Annotated in this window: 17 protein-coding genes; 12 read left to right on the top strand and 5 right to left on the bottom strand. The window is 38.6% G+C overall.

Going from position 1 to position 21,182, the window contains the following annotated elements:
• Positions 1-143: 143 nt before the first annotated feature.
• The 3 genes from HT734_RS07175 to HT734_RS07165 form a co-directional block, all read right to left on the bottom strand.
• Positions 144-986: a sugar ABC transporter permease gene (locus HT734_RS07175; RefSeq protein ID WP_173277311.1), complete on the bottom strand. Its 843-nt coding sequence runs from the start codon at positions 984-986 to the stop codon at positions 144-146.
• A 1-nt stretch (position 987) separates the two neighbouring features.
• Positions 988-2,280 (bottom strand): sugar ABC transporter permease, encoded by a 1,293-nt coding sequence (locus HT734_RS07170; protein ID WP_173277313.1) that lies wholly within the window; start codon positions 2,278-2,280, stop codon positions 988-990.
• Positions 2,281-2,391: 111 nt separating this feature from the next.
• Positions 2,392-3,663 carry an extracellular solute-binding protein gene (locus HT734_RS07165; RefSeq protein ID WP_125451571.1) on the bottom strand — a complete coding sequence of 424 codons (1,272 nt, stop codon included), beginning with the start codon at positions 3,661-3,663 and terminating at the stop codon, positions 2,392-2,394.
• A gap of 479 nt (positions 3,664-4,142) precedes the next feature.
• Between HT734_RS07165 and malQ the strand changes: the two genes are divergently transcribed.
• The 8 genes from malQ (at position 4,143) to HT734_RS09645 (ending at position 12,499) form a co-directional block, all read left to right on the top strand.
• Complete coding sequence (malQ, locus tag HT734_RS07160) at positions 4,143-5,660, top strand: 4-alpha-glucanotransferase (protein WP_173277315.1); 1,518 nt, start codon at positions 4,143-4,145, stop codon at positions 5,658-5,660.
• A 25-nt stretch (positions 5,661-5,685) separates the two neighbouring features.
• A complete protein-coding gene (gene glgP / locus HT734_RS07155) occupies positions 5,686-7,944 on the top strand; it encodes a glycogen/starch/alpha-glucan family phosphorylase (RefSeq protein ID WP_173277317.1) in 2,259 nt (752 codons plus the stop codon).
• 242 nt (positions 7,945-8,186) lie between these two features.
• Complete coding sequence (locus HT734_RS07150) at positions 8,187-9,089, top strand: XRE family transcriptional regulator (RefSeq protein ID WP_061759672.1); 903 nt, start codon at positions 8,187-8,189, stop codon at positions 9,087-9,089.
• A 151-nt stretch (positions 9,090-9,240) separates the two neighbouring features.
• Entirely contained in the window at positions 9,241-10,137 is an 897-nt protein-coding gene (locus HT734_RS07145) for an XRE family transcriptional regulator (protein ID WP_173277319.1), read from the top strand.
• Positions 10,138-10,295: 158 nt separating this feature from the next.
• The gene (locus HT734_RS07140; RefSeq protein ID WP_033679542.1) at positions 10,296-10,517 is read left to right on the top strand and encodes a hypothetical protein; all 222 of its coding nucleotides are present in this window, start codon (positions 10,296-10,298) and stop codon (positions 10,515-10,517) included.
• A 41-nt stretch (positions 10,518-10,558) separates the two neighbouring features.
• Positions 10,559-11,383, top strand: coding sequence for an ABC transporter ATP-binding protein (locus HT734_RS07135; RefSeq protein WP_173277321.1), 825 nt, complete (start codon positions 10,559-10,561; stop codon positions 11,381-11,383).
• The gene (locus HT734_RS07130; protein WP_173277323.1) at positions 11,376-12,125 is read left to right on the top strand and encodes an ABC transporter permease; all 750 of its coding nucleotides are present in this window, start codon (positions 11,376-11,378) and stop codon (positions 12,123-12,125) included. Before HT734_RS07135 ends, HT734_RS07130 begins: the two co-directional genes overlap by 8 nt.
• Positions 12,126-12,292: 167 nt before the next feature.
• Positions 12,293-12,499 carry a hypothetical protein gene (locus tag HT734_RS09645; protein ID WP_345889910.1) on the top strand — a complete coding sequence of 69 codons (207 nt, stop codon included), beginning with the start codon at positions 12,293-12,295 and terminating at the stop codon, positions 12,497-12,499.
• Between the two features lie 353 nt (positions 12,500-12,852).
• Here HT734_RS09645 and HT734_RS07125 read toward each other — a convergent pair whose 3' ends face one another.
• Entirely contained in the window at positions 12,853-13,701 is an 849-nt protein-coding gene (locus HT734_RS07125; protein WP_173277325.1) for a putative RNA methyltransferase, read from the bottom strand.
• A gap of 151 nt (positions 13,702-13,852) precedes the next feature.
• Here HT734_RS07125 and HT734_RS07120 point away from each other — a divergent pair, with 151 nt between their 5' ends.
• Together HT734_RS07120 and HT734_RS07115 are read left to right on the top strand one after the other, a co-directional pair.
• A complete protein-coding gene (locus HT734_RS07120) occupies positions 13,853-14,131 on the top strand; it encodes a DUF6110 family protein (RefSeq protein ID WP_000910903.1) in 279 nt (92 codons plus the stop codon).
• Position 14,132: 1 nt separating this feature from the next.
• Positions 14,133-16,193, top strand: a complete 2,061-nt coding sequence (locus HT734_RS07115; RefSeq protein WP_061759667.1) for a heavy metal translocating P-type ATPase — start codon at positions 14,133-14,135, stop codon at positions 16,191-16,193.
• Between the two features lie 78 nt (positions 16,194-16,271).
• Here the strand turns inward: HT734_RS07115 and tyrS are convergent, their stop codons facing one another.
• The gene (gene tyrS / locus HT734_RS07110) at positions 16,272-17,528 is read right to left on the bottom strand and encodes a tyrosine--tRNA ligase (RefSeq protein ID WP_000546884.1); all 1,257 of its coding nucleotides are present in this window, start codon (positions 17,526-17,528) and stop codon (positions 16,272-16,274) included.
• A gap of 141 nt (positions 17,529-17,669) precedes the next feature.
• Between tyrS and pbp1b the strand changes: the two genes are divergently transcribed.
• Both pbp1b and HT734_RS07100 read left to right on the top strand, forming a co-directional pair.
• Positions 17,670-20,138: a penicillin-binding protein PBP1B gene (gene pbp1b / locus HT734_RS07105; protein ID WP_061759666.1), complete on the top strand. Its 2,469-nt coding sequence runs from the start codon at positions 17,670-17,672 to the stop codon at positions 20,136-20,138.
• An 82-nt stretch (positions 20,139-20,220) separates the two neighbouring features.
• Positions 20,221-21,132: a DMT family transporter gene (locus HT734_RS07100; protein WP_061759665.1), complete on the top strand. Its 912-nt coding sequence runs from the start codon at positions 20,221-20,223 to the stop codon at positions 21,130-21,132.
• Positions 21,133-21,182 lie beyond the last annotated feature (50 nt).

The following is a 21,182-nucleotide window of genomic DNA, read 5'->3' as shown; positions in this document are numbered from 1 at the left end:
GTATCTTTCTAAAAGGTGTTTTCTATATGAGTATTATTATATAGAGAAATGTGCTTTATTTCAAGTCTAGGAGACAAATTGCTTGCTACAAGGATATTTTTATAGTCACAAGCTCCAAAATGAAAAAGGGTGGCGGGGGTATATTACCCCTTGTCGCCACCACTTGTAAGTCCTGAAACAAAGTTCTTTTGTAGGAAGAAGAAGAGAATACAGATTGGAAGGGCGATGAGGATAGCACCTGCTGAGAAGTAAGCGATCTTCATGTTTTTCACATTGTTAACGAAGGTTTGGAGACCTACGGCAACAGTAAAGTATTCTTTCTCACGAAGCAAGAAACTAGAGAGGATGTAGTCCCCAAAAGGTCCCATGAAGGCCCAGAGGGCTTGTACGGCAACCATTGGGCGAACAAGTGGAAGAACAATTTGCCAGAAGCGGCGGAAGTGTCCTGCACCGTCTAGTTTTGCAGATTCGTCTAGAGACATTGGCACTGTATCGAAGTAGCCTTTCATGAGCCAAGCATTCATCGGGATACCACCACCAACGTAGAGGAAGATGAGGAACCAGCTGTGGTTAAGGGCATTCAACATAAGCGCCATAACGAAGAAGGCTGTCAAAGCGGCCATAGTTGGCACCATTTGGATGATCAAGAAGAAGACCAAACTTTGTTTACGAGCCAAGAAGTTGTAACGGCTGTAGGCATAACCAGCAAGTACGATGATACTTGTTTGGACAGCCATGGTAATCAAGGCGATAATCAAAGTGTTGAGGTACCAAGTACCGTACAAGGTTTCAGAGAAGAGCCCTTGGAAGTTAGCAAAACTAAAGTCGACGTTGCTGTCTAGTTTAAAGGCTACTACGTTACCAGTCTTGAAGGCTGACATGATAGTGATCAAAAGTGGATAGATAATCACAATTGATAGACCAATCAGGTAAAGATAAGTAAGGGTTTGAGTCAGTCTACGTTTGAGTTTGATTGAGTTATTCATCTTAGACGTCCTCCATATCAAATGCGTGTAGTTTCTTGAATGCGATCATAGAGATTGAGATGACAATGATAGAGATAATCAAGGTAACAGCTGCCGCCATAGAGTATTGAGGAGATGTACCTGTTGTCAAACGGTAAATCCATGAAATCAAGATATCGGTTGAACCAGCTCCACCACCGACACTACCAGGTCCTCCAGCGTTGAAGAGGTACATGATAGAGAAGTTGTTAAAGTTGAAGGTGTATTGGCTAATCAAAGTAGGTGCCGCAACGGCCAAGATCATTGGGAAAGTGATGTTGCGGAATTTTTGCCAAGCATTGGCACCGTCAATATAAGCTGCTTCGTAAAGGTCGTTAGGAATAGATTGCAAGATACCCAAAGTCAAAACGTAGATGTATGGGAATCCAAGCCAACCTTGCATCATAATCAAGGCAATCTTAGTCCAAGTTGGGTCTGTTTTCCAAGGAATAAGAGCACCATCAAGGAAAGGAAGGAATTTAGCCAAGATTGGCAATACTTGAGTGTTAATAGCACCGACACTATCATTAAACATGTTTGAGAATGTCAAGATAGTGATGAAGGCTGGGACAGCCCAAGGAAGAAGGAAAATAACACCAAAGATACGTTTTCCTTTGATAAATGGTTGGTTAGCAATGATAGCTGTGAAGATACCGATGACGATTTGTAAAGTTGAGGCAGCCAAAGCCCAGATGATAGTCCAAGAAAGAACGGCACCGAAGGCAGAACGGAAGGTACTCAAACTCCAGATGTTCGTAAAGTTGGTTAAACCAACCCAGTCCAACAATTTGTTTGGTGGTAAGTGTTGGAAGTCATAGTTAGTAAAGGCGATCATCAAGGTTACGATAACTGGGAAGATAATCGCGAAAGTCATGGCAACATAAGATGGAATGATCAAGAGGTAAGGGAAACCATTTTCATAGATTCCTTTGATCATATCTTTGAGGCTACGTGGAACTGGAATACCATTGTTAATGCGTTTTGCGATTGTATGTGCATCTTTGATATTTGCGAAATAAAAGAGCACATAAACGACTACAAAGATTAAATGGAAGGCACCGCGAATCAGCATGAAGAGGGAATTATCACGACCTGGTTTGTCACCAAGAGTAATGAGATTGCTCAATTCAGGGGCTGCAAGTGCTAGGAAATAAAGGACGAAGACAAGGGTTACACCAAGGAAGATAAAACCTTTGGCTTTTTGCTTATTGTAAATCTGTCCTAACCCAGGAATGATAGACAGCAGGGCTGCTTTACTAGGTTGTTGCTTTTCCATAATAACTCCTTTCATAGGATACTGGTTTCTAATTAAAACCCAAACTATATATGTTTTCTATTGATAAATTCAAAGGGGGATTTGAATTCCACCCCCCTTGAACAAATTTTTTTATTCACCAAATTTTTGTTTGATTGTTTCTTTGATCAATGTTACAGCATCGTTAGCAGCTGTTTTAGCATCTTTCTTACCACTTACAGAGTCAAAGAGCATGTTAGCAGCTGGTTCCCAAACTGCAGACATTTGAGAGATGTTTGGCATTGGTTGAGCGTTTTTGAACTGTTTGATAACAGCTGTTGTCAACTCATCGTTTTTACCTTCAGCGTATGAACGTGCTTCAGTGTTAGCTGGGATTTCGTTAGTCTTATCGTAGAAGGCTTTTTGTTGTTCAGTTGAAACAAGGAAGTCTACAAATTTTTGTGCGCCTTCAAGGTTTTTAGTGCTTGATGGGATGATCCAAGCTTTACCACCACCGAATGCTGCGTAGTCTTTTCCGTTTGGAAGAGTTGGGATAGTTGCAACACCGTAGTTTACTTTAGCATCTTTAAAGGCTTGAGCTTTCCAAGGTCCGTCGATGATAGCAGCTGTTTTACCTTCTTGGAATTGAGTTTGGATTAAGTTTCCAGCAGCTGTACCATCTTGCATACCTTTAGGCCATTTTTCATACCAAGATTTAGCGTAGTTGATACCTGCGATAGAACCGTCGTTTGCAAGACCGATATCTTTAGCGTCTTTACCGTTTTGTCCAAATACGTAAGCACCGTTACCAGCAAGAAGTCCATATGCATAGTAGAAGTTTGTCCAGTCAGCTAGGAAAGCAGAAGTTTTTCCATCTTCTCCAGCGAATGCGTATTTGCTATCTTTAGCAAGGTTTTCCAAGTCAGCAAATGTTTTTGGAGCTTCTTTTACCAAGTCTTTGTTGTAGTACATAACAAGTGACTCGATAACGGCAGGAGCACCGTAAACTTTACCGTCAGCAGCTGTTACAAGAGATTTAGTTTTATCATCTGTTTTAGCGCCGTCGCTCAATTTAACTTCTGAAAGTTGTCCGTCAGTACCAAGGCTACCTACACGGTCGTATGGAGCCATCATAACGTCAGCAGCTTGACCAGATTGGTTGTCAAGAGAAAGTTTGTCAAGACCACCAAGTTGGTCACCAGATTTGATGTTAACTGTTGTTCCTGATTGTTCTTTATAAGCTTTAGCAACTGTTTCAGCATAAGCTTTGTATTGGTCCTCAACGTAAAGAGTGATTTCTTTCGCTTCAGATGAACCAGTATCAGCAGCTTTTTCAGCAGGTTTGCTTCCACAAGCTACCAAAAGTAAGCTAGCAAGTGTAACAGTTCCAAGCACAGTAGCGCTCTTCATGAATTTAGATGACATAGTGTATTCCTCCTAAAGAATAACAAATTTTATAATGAGGAAACGCAAACGTTTTCCTTTATGGGACTAGTATAACACAATCAGAAAGCGGTTGCAAGTGTTTTTTATAAAAAAAATAAAAAAATTGTAGAAAATGGTAAACGCTTAATCGTCATATAAATAGTAGAAAATCTTAAAAATCGGTTTTGTTTCAAATTTAAAAAAGTTGAGAAAACGATTGCCTAATTTACAAATGGAAAGTAGAGAGAATTCTCACTTTATTTTTGCTTAAGTAAGATAAGTGAAACCCTTATTCCTATTTTGTTTGTTTCCTGAAAGGATATATATACGAGTAAGAAGAAAAAATTTTTAAAAAATAATCAAAAAAGTTATTTAAAACCGCTTGCATTTATCAAGAAAATGAGATATACTAATCATAGCGCAAACGTTTGCGTTCGTAAAAATGTAATATCTAACTATAAACACATGAGGTGCTTATTATGAAAAAACGTCAAAGTGGTGTGTTGATGCACATTTCTTCTCTTCCAGGAGCATACGGAATCGGATCATTTGGTAAAAGTGCTTACGACTTCGTTGATTTTTTGGTTCGCACAAAACAACGTTACTGGCAAATCCTTCCACTAGGAACAACTAGTTACGGAGACTCTCCTTACCAATCTTTCTCAGCCTTCGCAGGGAACACTCATTTTATCGATTTAGATATCTTGGTGGAACAAGGTTTGTTGCAAGCAAGTGACCTTGAAGGGGTTGACTTTGGTAGCGATGCGTCTGAAGTTGATTATGCGAAAATCTACTATGCACGTCGTCCTCTTTTAGAAAAAGCGGTAAAACGTTTCTTGGAAGTAGGAGATGTTAAAGATTTTGAGAAATTTGTTCAAGACAACCAATCATGGCTTGAACTCTTTGCAGAGTATATGGCTATTAAAGAGCATTTTGACAATCTTGCTTGGACAGAATGGCCAGATGCAGATGCTCGCGTTCGTAAAGCTTCAGCACTTGAAAGCTACCGTGAGCAATTGGCAGACAAGTTGGTTTACCACCGTGTGACTCAATACTTCTTCTTCCAACAATGGTTGAAATTGAAAGCTTACGCTAACGACAACCACATCGAAATCGTTGGGGACATGCCAATCTACGTAGCGGAAGATTCAAGCGATATGTGGGCAAATCCACATCTCTTCAAGACAGATGTCAACGGTAAGGCGACTTGCATCGCAGGATGCCCACCAGATGAGTTCTCTGCAACTGGTCAGCTTTGGGGTAACCCAATCTATGACTGGGAAGCAATGGACAAAGATGGTTACAAATGGTGGATTGAACGCTTGCGTGAAAGCTTCAAAATCTACGACATCGTTCGTATCGACCACTTCCGTGGCTTCGAATCTTACTGGGAAATCCCTGCTGGTTCTGATACAGCAGCACCTGGTGAATGGGTCAAAGGTCCTGGCTACAAGCTCTTTGCAGCCGTTAAGGAAGAACTTGGTGAGCTAAACATCATCGCAGAAGACCTTGGTTTCATGACAGACGAAGTTATCGAATTGCGTGAACGTACTGGCTTCCCAGGAATGAAGATTCTTCAATTTGCTTTCAACCCAGAAGACGAAAGCATCGATAGCCCACACTTGGCACCTGCTAACTCAGTTATGTACACAGGAACACACGATAACAATACGGTTCTTGGTTGGTACCGTAACGAGATCGATGATGCGACTCGTGAATACATGGCTCGCTACACGAACCGTAAAGAATACGAAACAGTGCCACATGCTATGCTTCGTACAGTCTTTTCATCAGTTAGCTTCATGGCAATTGCAACTATGCAAGATTTGCTAGAATTGGATGAGGCAGCTCGTATGAACTTCCCATCTACCCTTGGTGGAAACTGGTCTTGGCGTATGACTGAAGATCAATTGACACCAGCTGTCGAGGAAGGCTTGCTTGACTTGACAACAATCTATCGCCGAATCAATGAAAATTTGGTAGATTTAAAGAAATAATACAATATCAGGAGACACCTTAAACATGTTATCACTACAAGAATTTGTACAAAATCGTTACAATAAAACCATTGCAGAATGTGGCAATGAAGAGCTTTACCTTGCTCTTCTTAACTACAGCAAGCTTGCAAGCAGCAAAAAACCAGTTAACACTGGTAAGAAAAAAGTTTACTACATCTCAGCTGAGTTCTTGATTGGTAAACTTTTGTCAAACAACTTGATCAACCTTGGTCTTTACGACGATGTTAAAAAAGAGCTTGCAGCTGCAGGTAAAGACTTGATCGAAGTTGAAGAAGTTGAATTGGAACCATCTCTTGGTAATGGTGGTTTGGGACGTTTGGCTGCCTGCTTTATCGACTCAATTGCTACTCTTGGTTTGAACGGTGACGGTGTTGGTCTTAACTACCACTTTGGTCTATTCCAACAAGTTCTTAAAAACAACCAACAAGAAACAATTCCAAATGCATGGTTGACAGAGCAAAACTGGTTGGTTCGCTCAAGCCGTAGCTACCAAGTACCATTTGCTCACTTCACATTGACTTCAACTCTTTACGATATCGATGTACCTGGTTACAAGACAGAAACTAAGAACCGTTTGCGTTTGTTTGACTTGGATTCAGTTGATTCTTCTATCATCCAAGACGGTATCAACTTTGATAAAACAGACATCGCTCACAACCTGACTCTCTTCCTTTACCCAGATGATAGTGACCGTCAAGGTGAATTGCTCCGTATCTTCCAACAATACTTCATGGTTTCAAACGGTGCGCAATTGATCATCGAAGAAGCAATCGAAAAAGGAAGCAACTTGCATGACCTTGCTGACTACGCAGTTGTCCAAATCAACGACACTCACCCATCAATGGTTATTCCTGAGTTGATCCGTCTTTTGACTGCTCGTGGTATCGAACTTGACGAAGCAATCTCAATCGTTCGTAGCATGACTGCCTACACTAATCACACAATCCTTGCTGAAGCCCTTGAAAAATGGCCTCTTGAGTTCTTGCAAGAAGTGGTTCCTCACTTGGTACCAATCATCGAAGAATTGGACCGTCGCGTGAAAGCAGAAGTAAAAGATCCAGCTGTTCAAATTATCGATGAGAGCGGACGTGTTCACATGGCCCACATGGATATCCACTACGGATACAGCGTTAACGGGGTTGCAGCACTTCACACTGAAATCTTGAAAAATTCTGAGTTGAAAGCCTTCTACGATCTTTACCCAGAAAAATTCAACAACAAAACAAATGGTATCACTTTCCGTCGTTGGCTCATGCATGCTAATCCAAGATTGTCTCACTACTTGGATGAGATTCTTGGAGAAGGTTGGCACCATGAAGCAGATGAGCTTGAAAAACTTTTGTCTTATGAAGACAAAGCAGCTGTCAAAGAAAAATTGGAAAGCATCAAAGCTCACAACAAACGTAAATTGGCTCGTCACTTGAAAGAACACCAAGGTGTGGAAATCAATCCAAACTCTATCTTTGACATCCAAATCAAACGTCTTCACGAGTACAAACGCCAACAAATGAACGCTTTGTACGTTATCCACAAATACCTTGACATCAAAGCTGGTAACATCCCTGCTCGTCCAATCACAATCTTCTTTGGTGGTAAAGCAGCTCCAGCCTACACAATCGCTCAAGACATTATCCACTTGATCCTTTGCATGTCAGAAGTTATTGCTAACGATCCAGCAGTAGCGCCACACTTGCAAGTTGTTATGGTTGAAAACTACAACGTTACTGCAGCAAGCTTCCTTATTCCAGCATGTGATATCTCAGAACAAATCTCACTTGCTTCTAAAGAAGCTTCAGGTACTGGTAACATGAAATTCATGTTGAACGGAGCTTTGACTCTTGGTACTATGGACGGTGCTAACGTGGAAATCGCTGAGTTGGTTGGCGACGAAAACATCTACATCTTTGGTGAAGATTCAGAAACTGTTATTGACCTTTACGCAAAAGCAGCTTATAAATCAAGCGAATTCTACGCTCGTGAAGCTATCAAATCATTGGTAGACTTCATCGTTAGTGATGCAGTTCTTGCAGCTGGAAACAAAGAGCGCTTGGAACGTCTTTACAATGAATTGATCAACAAAGACTGGTTCATGACTCTTCTTGACTTGGAAGACTACATTAAGGTTAAAGAGCAAATGCTTGCTGATTACGAAGACCGTGACGCATGGTTGGATAAAGTCATCGTCAACATTGCTAAAGCAGGATTCTTCTCATCTGACCGTACAATCGCTCAGTATAACGAAGATATCTGGCACTTGAACTAAGATACAAGTTTATACTAATATATTTTGTAAAAAAGCGAGTTTCGATTGAAATTCGCTTTTTTTGAATACTTGACTAGAAATATATCTTAGATACTATATTTGAATGGATTACTTATATAAGATAGTTGCTTAAAACTATTCGTTATAATTATTTTTTCTGAAAATTGTAGGAAAGTGTGTTAAAATGGAAACGTATACAAGTAGTTATTTGAATGTCAAATTAGAATTTGAAGAGGCGCATTATGAGTAATTTAGAAATAGGGAAACGGATTCGTACTTTACGGACTGAAAAAGGACTGAGTAGAGAAGTCTTTTGTGGGGATGAAAAAGAACTTACTGTTCGTCAGTTGGGTCGAATTGAAACAGGAAATAACTTACCCAGTTTAGCGAAACTAGATTATATAGCTGGAGTGTTAGGAATTCCGATGTCTCAGTTAATCGACGAGGGCTCGCTAATTGTTCCCAAAGAGTATTTAAAACTAAAAACGAAATTGATTCGTCAATCTATTCATGGAGATGAAGAAAAAGTCCGCCAGCGTGAGGCTATCTTTGAAGATATTCAGGAACATTTTTATGATCAACTCCCTGAGGATGAACAAGTAGCAGTTGAGGTTCTACAAGCCATTGATGATGTGTATGTTTCTGAAAATGCCGAATTTGGAGAGGGCTTGATTGAGGAATATTTCAATCAAACTTTGCTACAAACGGAGTATTCTGTAAATGATTTATTGATCTTATATTTATATTTTTTATCAAATGCTATTAGTTTTAAACGAAACGATGACGTTTTAAAAAAAGTAAGAAATAACATTGTGACCATAATTGACTGTTCAGATAACACTTACATGCATCTACTACAAAGAGTATTAATTGCAATACTGTTGTATCAATTGAGAAACGAATACTACGAAGATATCTCTGTCATTTTTAGTTTTCTAAGAGAAATTATGATGGAAATTCAAGATTCAAACTTAAAACCAACGGTAGACTACTTGGAAGCCAAATATTACCTATACGGGGAAAAAGATAAAGAAAAAGCCCTACAATACTATGAAAAAGCTATCAATGGGGCAGAATTTTTTAATGATATGAATTTCAAAAATCGAGTGATAGAAGAGATGAAAGAAGAGTTTCCTGATATGTAAAAAACTCTTTGTTCATTATGAAGGGATGCTGATAGGCAATATGGGGAGTTTTGTTAGTAAGAATTTAATATATTTGAGGTAATAGTTGATAACAAATAGTCATAACTACTTTTATTTGCCGTGTGCAAAAGTCTATTTATAGAGGAATGAGATGAAAAATTTAGAAATCGGGAGGCGGATTCGCACCTTACGAACTGAAAAAGGATTGAGTAGAGAGGCCTTTTGTGGAGATGAAAAAGAACTTACTGTTCGTCAGTTGGGTCGAATTGAAACAGGAAATAACTTACCCAGTTTAGCGAAACTAGATTATATAGCTGGAGTGCTAGGAATTCCGATGTCTCAGTTAATCGACGAGGGTTCGCTAATTGTTCCTAAAGAGTATTTAAAACTAAAAACGAAATTGATTCGTCAATCTATTCATGGAGATGAAGAAAAAATCCGTCAACGTGAGGAAATCTTTGAGGAAATTCAGGAACGCTTTTATGACCAACTTCCTGAGGATGAGCAAGTAGCAGTTGAAGTTTTACAAGCTATTGATGATGTGTATGTTTCTGAAAACTCTGACTTTGGAGAGGGCTTGATTGAGGAGTATTTTGAGCAGTTACTTTTAAAAACAAATTATGATACTAATGATTTATTAATTTTACACTTGTATTTTTTAAAGTGTACTTTGAATGCTAAGCCAATTGATAATGTATTTGAAAATATCTATTCTAACATCTTGGAGCAAACTAATTTCTCTGATGCCAACAATATTCATTTGATTCAAAGGGTTATTGTATCAATTGTTTTATATCACTTTAATATTGAATATTATGATTTAATGCCCCAAACGCTAAGTGCTGTACGAGAAATAATAGATGAAATACAAGATTTTGCTTTACTACCTACAGTAGATTTTTTTGAAGCCAAATATTATATTCATACTAATCAGAATAAAGATCTTGCTTTGGACTACTATAATAAAGCAATAAATGGATCGGAATTATTAAATGATAAATCATTTAGGGAGAGAGTAATAGAAGAAAAAAATAAGGATTTTCCATAATTTCAATATAAAACAGGACATAAATGTCAGTAGACATAAATGTCCTGTTTTTTTACTCTTATAAGGGATATACTGTTATTGTAAATAAGTTAAGAAGAGCGCAGTGCTAGAAACATTACTATTTAAAAGGGATGTAGATTAGCAGGCGGGAGGAAAATATGGTAAAAACAATTGACTATTATATGGATGAAAAGTTTGTCAAGAAGGACTATCTGATTATCAAAAATAGTCTAGATAGCAGACGCCTATGTAAAGTAACACTTGATGAGAAGCTACTAAAATTAGTTCTCTTGCTTCCAAATGAAATGAGAGAAATCAAAATGGACTCCAACTTAAAGCCTAGAATTAGAGTTGTTGATATAACCGATGGGAGTGAGTGAAGTTTCTAAAATACAATTTATCATTAGAAAGAGGTAATAAAATGATTAAGGTAGAAAGAGTTACAAAGCGATTTGGAGATAATATTGCTTTAAATCAAATTAGTTTTTCAATAAACGAAGGAGAAATTTTTGGATTCCTAGGTCCATCTGGTTCAGGGAAGACAACAATGATCAATATTCTGACAGGACAGCTACAGGCTAACAGCGGAAAGACAGAATTATTAGGAAAAGATTCTCAAAAATTACTTCCGTCAGATTTTGAAGAGTTAGGCTTAGTAGGTGACACAAGTGGTTATTACGAAAAATTAAGTTTGTACAATAACTTGTTGCTATTTGCAAGACTATACGGAGTTTCAAAATCCCGAATTGAAGAAATTCTAAGACAAGTTGGTCTGTATGATAGTAAAGACACTCCAGCTGAGAAACTTTCTACAGGAATGCGTCAACGAATGCTTTTAGCTCGTGCTTTAATCAATTACCCTAAAGTTCTATTTTTAGATGAACCTACAAGTGGGTTAGATCCCACTACCTCAAAGAAGATTCACAAATTACTACAGGAGTTAAAGGAAAGAGGAACAACCATTTTCTTAACTACTCATGATATGAATGAGGCGACTTTATTATGTGATAACCTAGCTCTTTTGAATAAAGGTGATCTTATTGAACAAGGAAGCCCAAGCGAAATTATCCAAAAATATAACACGGAAAAAAAAGTTGCAGTAACTTATAGTGATTCTACTAAAAAGGTAGTGCGCTTTGAAGACTTGCAGCAAGAAGATTATAAAAAAATGATGACGATTCACTCATGTGAACCAACTTTAGAAGATATTTTTATTAAATTGACAGGAGAAAAATTAGATGTTTAAGAGAATTTTAGCCCTTATCTGGTTGAGGACACAAGTATTATTAACAAACAAAAACACTTTGGTACAGGTAGTATTCCCATTCTTTATGGTTCTACTCTTCCAAAATTTTATGAATACAGATGGCACTCAAGGGAAAACACTATTGTTTAGTTCTTTAACAATGGCATTCTCATTTTCTTCTGGGTCAATGATTTCAAACTCTATTGCAGAGGAAAAAGAAAAAAGAATTTTTAAAACACTCATTTTAAGCGGAGTTCGCCGTGGAGAATATCTTGTTTCCGTGTTGTTTTATCCTGTAATCTTTGCCTTGGCTTCAGTTATTTCCTTCCCTATTATGGTTGAAGTGGATTTCGCAAAAGATTATCCTGTATACCTTGTAGTAGCTTCTCTGGTAGCATTATGTACAATCCTCTTAAATTTAGTGATTGGAGCTATTTCAGAGACACAAACTCAGGCTCAGGTTTATGGTTTGATTCCAATGCTTGGTCTCTCATTCTTGCCGATGTTTTCTCAAGTTAGCTCAGAGATTAAAAAATTTATGGATACAACCTTCTTAGGAGTTTATGTAGATTTCTTTAATAAACCAGATTTCAAGTTGAATTTTGACAGTTTGGGGATCACTTTTGCTTGGGTTGTAGCATTACTTGCCCTTAGTTATTGGGGGTTGAAAAATAAAAAAAGAGTCCAGTTTGGAAAATTAACAATTAATCAATTTCAGAAACTAACTTTTTTTAAATCTTAGTGTTAGTAAGCTTTGTAAGAAACCTAGTTTAAAACAGTAAACCAGCGCTTAAAACGCTGGTTTTTACTGTCTTCAGCCTTATGCTTCTTTGCAGTTGTTCACCTCAAATTCCTTGTATTCGCTTACATAAAGTGTTATAATATGATTATAGGAAAGAAGGTGTTCTTATGTGGAAAAAATATTTTTCAAAATATAAATGGACGGATTTATTTTGGATTCTATTTGTTATTTTAACATGCCTCTATATAGGTAACCATGATCTGTTTCCTCTCAATCATCAAGAAATCTCGCTTCGAGGGAGTTTCTGGGGGTCTGTACTTGCCTTATTTCACTTGCTATTTATTGATAAGTTTGTTATCTCGAATCGAAAATAAATATGAGGTATATGCCTGACTGGCTACTTTTAATATTGATTTTGGAGGAAGATTTTGTCTCTATTATTTATTATTTTAAATTTATCTATTTTGTACAAGATCTATTCTTTGAGGCGGGAGAAATCGAAATATTTGATTTATACGGCCTATATCATATTTGGGGTAAATGTAATATATGGTATTCAATGGTTATTAAAAGAACTGATTTCAAAGATTTCCACTTAATGTGTATAGAAACTCCAGTGATTTTTGCATAACAAAACGCATAAGATTAAGGTTTTTGAGTACCTGTTCTTATGCGTTTTCTTAATATTGAGGATTTTCGGTAAGTTTTATACCTTTGGAAGTCTAGTTTAGAATGCTTTCCCAATCAAAATCTCTGCCTCAATGGTAATCTCTGTCAGTTGGTTCCAGTCAATCTTAGTATGGTCGATGTGAAAGAGTAGGGGCGTCATGCTGAGTAGGGCTTTGAGCTGCTCTGCTGTGATAGTTTTAGTCAGAGAGGCAGTTTGACTAGATAGGATGGTAAAGTGTTCTTGGAAATGATTTTTGATATCTTGGTTAGAATAGTCCTTGTTTGTCAGCTGATCTTGTACCTTCTGACGGATTTCCTTGAGGTGATTTTTAGTTGGAATAACCTTTATCAAGATACCGTCTTTGGATAAAACGCGACGAAATTCTCCATAGTTGGCAGGGGAAAAGATATCAAGTAAGATATCCATACTGGCGTCTTTTATAGGAAGTCGTGCCAAGTCGCCAACGAACCAATTGACTGCCCAGTTGGGTTCGCTCTTGGCAGCGATTTGGACAGAATCTTTGGAAATATCAAAGGCATAGAAGGTTTTATCAGGATGACTTTCTTGGAGTTTGCGAGAATAGAAACCTTCGCCACAACCGATATCTAAAATGGTTTTGGCATTTTTTGAGTTTGCAAGTAAATCAGAAACAGCCTCTAGAATAGCTTGATAAAATCCAGCTTCTAGGATTTGTTGACGATTTTGAAAGTTTTCCTTGTCGTAGTTGGCCGATTGCTTGATTTGAGGGGCTAGATTGACATAGCCAAATTTAGCCAAGTCAAAAGAATGGCGATTGTTGCATTTGAGACTGCTCTCTACCAGAGTCAGATTTTCTTGACAGATAGGACAGGCAAAGGCAGTCGCAGAAGCAAAACGCTGAAGTTTGGGTTTGAGATTTGTATTCATAGTTTAAGTGTATCAAAAGAGGCAGATGAAAGCAACTTTAGGAATAAGTAGATGAGAGATTCAGTAGAAATAAAACTGATTCTCCAATTTATGAAATGAAATTGCTTTTATATCTAAATTGCTATATAATAATGATAAGGAGGAAATAAGTATGTTAAAAGAAGTATTAAGCGTCGCAAAAGTTGCGAAAAAATCATCACTCTTTTTGGGTGGTGTCGCATTTGGTACCCTTGGCTTGAAAATCTTAGCAAGTAAGGAAGCTAAAAAAGGTTATTCTAAAGCTTTGGCTAAGGCTTATAAGTTAAAAGACGAGCTAGATGCATCTGTTTCTGTTGTGAAGCAACATGGAGATGATGTCTTGCAAGATGCCAAATATTTGTACGAGCAAGAGAAAAAAGAAGAGCAATTAGATAGCCTTATAGGGGAATAATATGTCTTTTAAAGTGCTACATAGAGGATACCAACATATCCGACTATCATCTTCTTTTTCACTCACCTTGGATATTCAAGACTATCTTCGTTCCTTGGCGAGAGATGAAAAGGGGATTGAGTCTATCCAGTTTTACATGGATCAACAGCACTTTACTCTACGCATAAAAGAAGGCTTTTCTGTATTAGATAATGCAGAAGCCTTTTTAAAAAGAATTGATAAAGGGAAAGTTTCTGAGTTGATGACTCTTCCCATTCGTAGAGAAGAGAGTGCTTATTCTATTGTTTCAGGTGCAGCGATTAAGCGTGTACTTTTTCGTAGTCTTGTACCGTCTCCAATTCGCTATATATGGACTTGTTATCAGGCTTTGGGCTATATTAGAGAAGCCTATCAAACACTAGCGCGTAAGGAACTAACGATGGAGGTCTTGGACTGTTCGGCGATTTTATTGTCCTTGTTTATGAACCAATCCAAGACAGCTAGCAATATCATGTTTATGCTTGATTTGGGGAATCATTTAGATCAGTGGTCTTTGAAAAAAACTGCAACAGATTTAGAACAAAGCCTTCTTGCAAAAGAGAGCGATGTATTTCTAGTACAGGGCGATACGGTTGTTAGTATCAAGAGTTCCGATGTTCAAATAGGAGATGTCTTGATCTTATCTCAAGGAAATGAAATTCTGTTTGATGGACAAGTAGTTTCAGGTTTAGGTATGGTTAACGAAAGTTCCTTGACGGGAGAGAGTTTTCCAGTTGAAAAAAGAGAGTCTGATTTGGTTTGTGCAAATACAGTATTAGAAACTGGAGAGTTACGCATTCGTGTAACCGATAATCAGATGAACAGTCGGATTTTACAACTGATTGAGTTGATGAAGAAATCTGAAGAAAACAAGAAAACGAAACAACGCTATTTCATCAAGATGGCGGACAAGGTCGTCAAATATAATTTCTTGGGGGCTGGGCTGACTTACCTATTAACAGGTTCTTTTTCTAAGGCTATCTCTTTCCTATTGGTCGATTTCTCCTGTGCTTTGAAAATTTCTACTCCTGTAGCTTATTTGACAGCTATCAAGGAGGGGTTGAATCGTGAAATGGTGATTAAGGATGGAGATGTTCTGGAGAAATATCTGGAAATTGATACTTTCTTATTTGATAAGACGGGAACAATCACAACTAGTTATCCTATAGTTGAAAAGGTGTTACCTTTTGGGGACTATAGTGAGGAAGATATTCTCAGAATCAGTGCCTGTCTTGAGGAGCACATCTATCATCCTATCGCTAATGCCATCGTCAAGCAAGCTGAGATAGAGGGGATTGAACATGAGGAAATGCATGGGAAACTCCAATATATTGCAAGCAAGGGGATCAAATCTCATATAGATGGCCAACCAGTTCTTATTGGGAATTATGTCTTGATGCAGGATGAGCAGATTTATATCAGTTCAGAACAAAATGCTTTAATTGAAGAGTACAAGAGTCACTACAATCTCTTATTCTTGGCTTATCAGAATGAATTGATTGGAATGTTCTGCATTCATACTCCTTTGAGAAAAGAAGCAAAAGCAGCCTTGGAGAAACTTAAGGCACAAGGGAAAAAATTGATTCTGGCAACAGGAGATACCTTGGTTAGGACAGAGGAATTAGTCAAAGATTTGCCCTTTGATCAGGTCTATACAGACTTGAAACCTGATGGGAAATTTGAGTTAGTAGAGGAACTACAGAAAGCAGGTCACACTATTTTGATGGTTGGGGATGGGTTGAATGACTCAGCTGCTCTAACCCTATCAGATATCGGTGTAGTGATGAATGAGAGTGCAGATATTTCTAAGCAGATGAGTGATATCTTATTGTTAGATAATCGCTTGGATTTCTTCCGAGAGTTGGATTGGCTATCATCATCTTTACAAACACTCATCAAGAAGAATATTCAAGATACCGTTGTCGTAAATAGTAGTTTGATTGGCTTTGGCTTGTTTAATTGGCTCAGTCCTTCAAATCTCTCCATCTTACATAATCTAACAACCTTGCGCATAGTCCTGCGTAGTCTGTCTATTAAGGGATAGGTAGGGGACTATTCACAGCAAAAAGGAGTTACCTTTCTTGAGGGTAACTCCTTTGTTTATAGGTAAATGTTGAACAGTTTAGTAAGTCAATACAAAGTATTTTTTCTTACCGCGACGGATAACAGTCAGTTCATTCTCTAACTTATCAGCGTCACTCAAGACATAGTCAAGGTCTTGGATACGGTCGCCGTTGACGTAGATAGCTCCGTTTTGGACGTCTTCACGGGCCTGGCGTTTTGAGTTAACCACACCAGATGAGACGAGAAGTTCTACGATATTGTGGTTTTCATCTGCTTGAACTTGGTAGTTTGGTACACCACGAAGTCCTTGTTTGAGCTCTTTAACAGAAAGATTCTTGATGTTTCCTGCAAAGAGTTGCTCAGTGATGTTGAGGGCTTCTTTGTAAGCTTCTTCTCCGTGAACAAGTGTAACGACTTCACGAGCCAAAACTTTTTGAGCCAAGCGTTCGTGTGGCGCTGCTTCAAACTGTTTGCGGATATCTTCAATCTCATCAAGTGACAAGAAAGTAAAGATTTTCAAGAAGCGAACAGCGTCAGCGTCCATAACGTTCATCCAAAATTGGTACATTTCGTATGGAGAAGTCTTTTCAGGATTGAGCCAGACTGCGTTTCCTTCTGATTTACCAAATTTCTTACCAGTTGCATCTGTGATCAATGGAACAGTGATAACGTGGCCAGTCTTGTCAGCCTTACGACGAAGCAATTCGGTACCAGCTGTCATATTTCCCCACTGGTCAGAACCACCGATTTGTAGCGTTACGTTGTGGTCTTGGTTAAGGACGAAGAAGTCGTACCCTTGCATGATTTGGTAAGCAAACTCAGTGTATGAAATTCCTGTTTCAATCCGTTTTTTCACAGACTCCTTACTCATCATGTAGTTGACAGTGAAGTATTTTCCGATATCACGGAGGAAATCAATGAAGCTGATGCTGCCAAACCAGTCGTAGTTGTTGACCATGACAGCCTTATTTTCACCATTTTCAAAGTCAAGAAAACGAGAAAGTTGTCCTTGGATAGACTTGACCCAGCCATCTACTGTGTCTTTTGTTTGGAGACTACGTTCAGCATCTTTGAAGGACGGATCTCCGATGAGACCTGTAGCACCGCCAACGAGCGCATAAGGTTTGTGACCTGCTAGCTGCAAGCGACGACTTGTCAAGATTGCGACAAGATGGCCTAGGTGAAGGCTGTCAGCAGTTGGATCGTAGCCAGTATAATAAGAAACTTGACCTTCTTCTAGGGCTTTACGCAAAGCTTCTTCATCAGTCGTTTGAAAAATCAAACCACGCTCTTTTAGCTCATCAAAAATGTGCATGTGTCTTTTCTCCTTTTTAAAATTATTGTTTCTAACTATTGTATCACAAACTTGGGCAATAGCCTAGCAGAATAGGGAAGAAAGTGGCTATTTTATTGAAAGTTTACCTTTTATGGTATAATAGATAGAGTGAGGAAATCCATGCAAAATCAATTAAATGAATTAAAACGAAAAATGCTGGAATTTTTCCAGCTAGTAAAATCAAAAATAAATCATAAAAAATCAGAGAAAGTCTCAGAAGAGAAGAAGTCGGATGGGACAGGTGGGAGAATTCTGTCTATTCTAGGGAGCATTTTAGTTGCTATCAAGGGAATTTTGAATACTCTCTTTATTCTAGGCTTTATCGGTGGGCTTTTTGGTGCTGGTGTAGCGCTTGGTTATGGAGTTGCCTTGTTCGATAAGGCTAAGGTTCCGCCAGCGGAGGACTTGGTCAAGCAGGTTAAAAATATTTCTTCCATCTCAGAAATTGTTTACGCAGATGGGAGTGTCATTGCTTCTATCGAGAGTGACCTACTGCGAACTTCTGTTTCATCTGAGGAAATATCAGACAATCTTAAAAAGGCTATCGTTGCTACTGAGGACGAACATTTTCTTGAACATAATGGGGTTGTGCCCAAAGCTGTGATTCGGGCGACTTTGGGAACCTTTGCAGGTTTGGGCTCATCTAGCGGGGGCTCGACCTTGACCCAACAGTTAATCAAACAACAAGTGGTTGGAGATGCTCCGACTTTGGCTCGTAAGGCTACAGAAATTGTTGATGCCCTTGCCTTGGAACGCAGTATGAGTAAGGATGAAATCTTGACCACCTATCTCAATGTTGCTCCCTTTGGTCGAAATCATAAAGGACAGAATATTGCAGGTGCCCAGCAAGCTGCTGAAGGAATTTTCGGTATCGATGCCAACAAGCTGAGTATTCCCCAAGCGGCCTTCCTAGCAGGTTTGCCACAGAGTCCGATTACTTATTCTCCTTATGAAAATACTGGAGAGTTAAAGAGTGATGAAGACTTAGAGCTTGGTTTGAAGCGGGCCAAGGATGTTCTCTACAACATGTACCGTACGGGATCCTTAACTAAAGAAGAATACAATCAATATAAGGATTACAATCTTAAACAAGATTTTTTGCCATCAGGTTCTGTTAATGTTATTTCAAGAGATTATCTCTATTATACTGCTATGGCTGAAGCGATAGACCGGACGTACGATTATTTGGTCCAACAAGATAATGTTCCCAGTCAAGAGCTGAAAAATGAAGCTATTCAGAAGGCGTATCGTAAACGAGCTGAGCAAGAATTAAGTACAGGTGGTTATAAGATTACGACTACTATTAATAAAAAAGTTCATACTGCCATGCAGAATGCAGTAGCTAGATACGGGTCTCTATTAGATGACGGAACAGGTCGTGTAGAAGTAGGGAATGTCCTGATGGACAACCAAACAGGTGCTATTCTAGGCTTTGTAGGTGGTCGCGATTATCAAGACAATCAAAATAACCATGCATTTGATACCAAACGTTCGCCAGCCTCTACTACCAAGCCTTTGCTGGCCTACGGTATTGCTATTGATCAGGGTTTGATGGGTAGTGAGACGATTTTATCTAACTATCCCACAAACTTTGCCAATGGCAACCCGATTATGTATGCTAATAGCAAGGGGACAGGAATGATGACTTTGGGAGAAGCCTTGAACTATTCGTGGAATATCCCTGCTTACTGGACCTATCGTATGCTCCGTGAAAAGGGTGTTGATGTCAAGGGTTATATGGAAAAGATGGGCTACGAGATTCCTGAGTACGGTATTGAGAGCCTGCCAATGGGTGGTGGTATTGAAGTCACAGTGGCCCAGCATACCAATGGCTATCAGACATTGGCTAATAACGGAGTTTATCATCAGAAGCATGTGATTTCAAAAATTGAATCTTCTGATGGTAAAATCATTTATGAATTTCAAGATAAACCTGTTCAGGTTTATTCTAAAGCGACAGCGACGATTATGCAGGGATTGTTACGAGAAGTTCTGTCCTCTCGTGTAACAACAACCTTTAAACCGAATTTAGCTTCTTTAAATTCGACATTAGCTAGTGCAGATTGGATTGGGAAGACTGGTACAACCAACCAAGACGAGAATATGTGGCTCATGCTTTCTACTCCTAAATTAACTTTAGGTGGTTGGATTGGGCATGATGATAATCATTCATTATCTCGTAGAGCAGGATATTCAAATAACTCTAATTATATGGCTCATCTGGTTAATGCCATCCAAGAGTCTGAACCTGGAATTTGGGGGAACGAGCGATTCTCTTTAGATCCTAGTGTAGTAAAATCAGAAGTCCTGAAATCAACAGGCCAGAAACCAGGTAAAGTTTCTGTTGAAGGGAAAGAGGTAGAGGTCACAGGTTCGACTGTTACCAGCTATTGGGCTAATAAGGCAGGAGCGCCAGCGACCAGTTATCGCTTTGCTATTGGTGGAAGTGATGCGGATTATCAGAATGCTTGGTCTAGCATTGTGGGGAGTCTACCAACTCCATCAAGCTCCAGCAGTTCAAGTAGTAGTTCTAACAACAGTGGCAATTCAAGCGCTACTAGACCTTCTTCTTCAAGGACGAGACGATAAGTTCTTTAAACTTTTCTAAATGAAGTGGCTAATCAATGGATTGCCACTTTTTTCTTTTGTCCTTTCGTGTTACAATAAAGGTATGAATCAGTATCAGAAAAAGATTGTTAAAGGAACCATTTATTCGCTTCTATCCGGCTTAATCTGGGGCATCTGTGGAATTTTAGGAGAGTATTTCTTTACTCATTATCAGGTGTCTTCCGACTGGATTACCTCTATGCGTTTGACACTGGCAGGGAGTCTTGTACTCATTTGGTCTGCAATGCAATTAAAATCGCAAGTGTTAGATATCTGGCGAGATAAGAAAAATTATCTACCCTTTTTAGCTTATGCTATTTTGGGGATTTTTTCAGTTCAGTATTTTTTCTATCTCTGTGTAGAATACTCAAATGCAGCGACAGCAACTATTTTACAGTTTATCAGTCCAGTCTTTATCCTCTTTTACAATCGCTTGGTTTATCAAAAACGAGCGTCAAAAAGCGCTATTTTCTATGTTTTGATTGCCATGTTGGGTGTTTACTTGATGGCAACAAAGGGTGATCTTTCTCAGTTATCCATGACTCCACTAGCCCTTATAACAGGTCTGCTGAGTGCCATGGGTGTTATGTTTAACGTTATCCTACCTCAGCCTTTTGCTAAGCGCTATGGTTTTGTTCCCACGGTTGGGTGGGGGATGATTTTGGCAGGTTTATTTAGCAATGTTCTCTCGCCTGTTTATCAGCTTTCCTTTACTCCTGATATTTGGAGTATCTTGATTTGTCTTATCATCGCTTTCTTTGGGACGGCTTTTGCTTTTTTTATTTCCATGAAGGCTGTGTCCTTGGTTTCACCTTTGGTGGTTTCCGTTATCAGTGCCAGTGAACCTCTCTCTTCTGCCTTGCTGAGTGTTTTATTTTTAGGTCTGGTAGTGGATTGGTCCCTTCTTCTAGCTATGACCCTGATTATTTTACCCATGATTTTCCTATCGGTAGAAGAAGCGAAAGAAAGTAAATAAAAAGTCTTTTCTTAATTTTAAAAGTGTGCTATACTAGAATAGTCAATAAA

This window comes from Streptococcus sp. k-90 (assembly GCF_013277565.1).
Classification (GTDB): domain Bacteria; phylum Bacillota; class Bacilli; order Lactobacillales; family Streptococcaceae; genus Streptococcus.
Note: the sequence above shows the minus strand (reverse complement) of the source record. Positions and strands in the feature narration are given on the sequence as shown.

What these genes read in the sequence shown, in the direction of transcription:
- HT734_RS07175 (WP_173277311.1), bottom strand. Translation starts at nt 986, where the DNA reads ATGAATAACTCAATCAAACTCAAACGTAGACTGACTCAAACCCTTACT.
- HT734_RS07170 (WP_173277313.1), bottom strand. Translation starts at nt 2,280, where the DNA reads ATGGAAAAGCAACAACCTAGTAAAGCAGCCCTGCTGTCTATCATTCCT.
- HT734_RS07165 (WP_125451571.1), bottom strand. Translation starts at nt 3,663, where the DNA reads ATGTCATCTAAATTCATGAAGAGCGCTACTGTGCTTGGAACTGTTACA.
- malQ (WP_173277315.1), top strand. Translation starts at nt 4,143, where the DNA reads ATGAAAAAACGTCAAAGTGGTGTGTTGATGCACATTTCTTCTCTTCCA.
- glgP (WP_173277317.1), top strand. Translation starts at nt 5,686, where the DNA reads ATGTTATCACTACAAGAATTTGTACAAAATCGTTACAATAAAACCATT.
- HT734_RS07150 (WP_061759672.1), top strand. Translation starts at nt 8,187, where the DNA reads ATGAGTAATTTAGAAATAGGGAAACGGATTCGTACTTTACGGACTGAA.
- HT734_RS07145 (WP_173277319.1), top strand. Translation starts at nt 9,241, where the DNA reads ATGAAAAATTTAGAAATCGGGAGGCGGATTCGCACCTTACGAACTGAA.
- HT734_RS07140 (WP_033679542.1), top strand. Translation starts at nt 10,296, where the DNA reads ATGGTAAAAACAATTGACTATTATATGGATGAAAAGTTTGTCAAGAAG.
- HT734_RS07135 (WP_173277321.1), top strand. Translation starts at nt 10,559, where the DNA reads ATGATTAAGGTAGAAAGAGTTACAAAGCGATTTGGAGATAATATTGCT.
- HT734_RS07130 (WP_173277323.1), top strand. Translation starts at nt 11,376, where the DNA reads ATGTTTAAGAGAATTTTAGCCCTTATCTGGTTGAGGACACAAGTATTA.
- HT734_RS09645 (WP_345889910.1), top strand. Translation starts at nt 12,293, where the DNA reads ATGTGGAAAAAATATTTTTCAAAATATAAATGGACGGATTTATTTTGG.
- HT734_RS07125 (WP_173277325.1), bottom strand. Translation starts at nt 13,701, where the DNA reads ATGAATACAAATCTCAAACCCAAACTTCAGCGTTTTGCTTCTGCGACT.
- HT734_RS07120 (WP_000910903.1), top strand. Translation starts at nt 13,853, where the DNA reads ATGTTAAAAGAAGTATTAAGCGTCGCAAAAGTTGCGAAAAAATCATCA.
- HT734_RS07115 (WP_061759667.1), top strand. Translation starts at nt 14,133, where the DNA reads ATGTCTTTTAAAGTGCTACATAGAGGATACCAACATATCCGACTATCA.
- tyrS (WP_000546884.1), bottom strand. Translation starts at nt 17,528, where the DNA reads ATGCACATTTTTGATGAGCTAAAAGAGCGTGGTTTGATTTTTCAAACG.
- pbp1b (WP_061759666.1), top strand. Translation starts at nt 17,670, where the DNA reads ATGCAAAATCAATTAAATGAATTAAAACGAAAAATGCTGGAATTTTTC.
- HT734_RS07100 (WP_061759665.1), top strand. Translation starts at nt 20,221, where the DNA reads ATGAATCAGTATCAGAAAAAGATTGTTAAAGGAACCATTTATTCGCTT.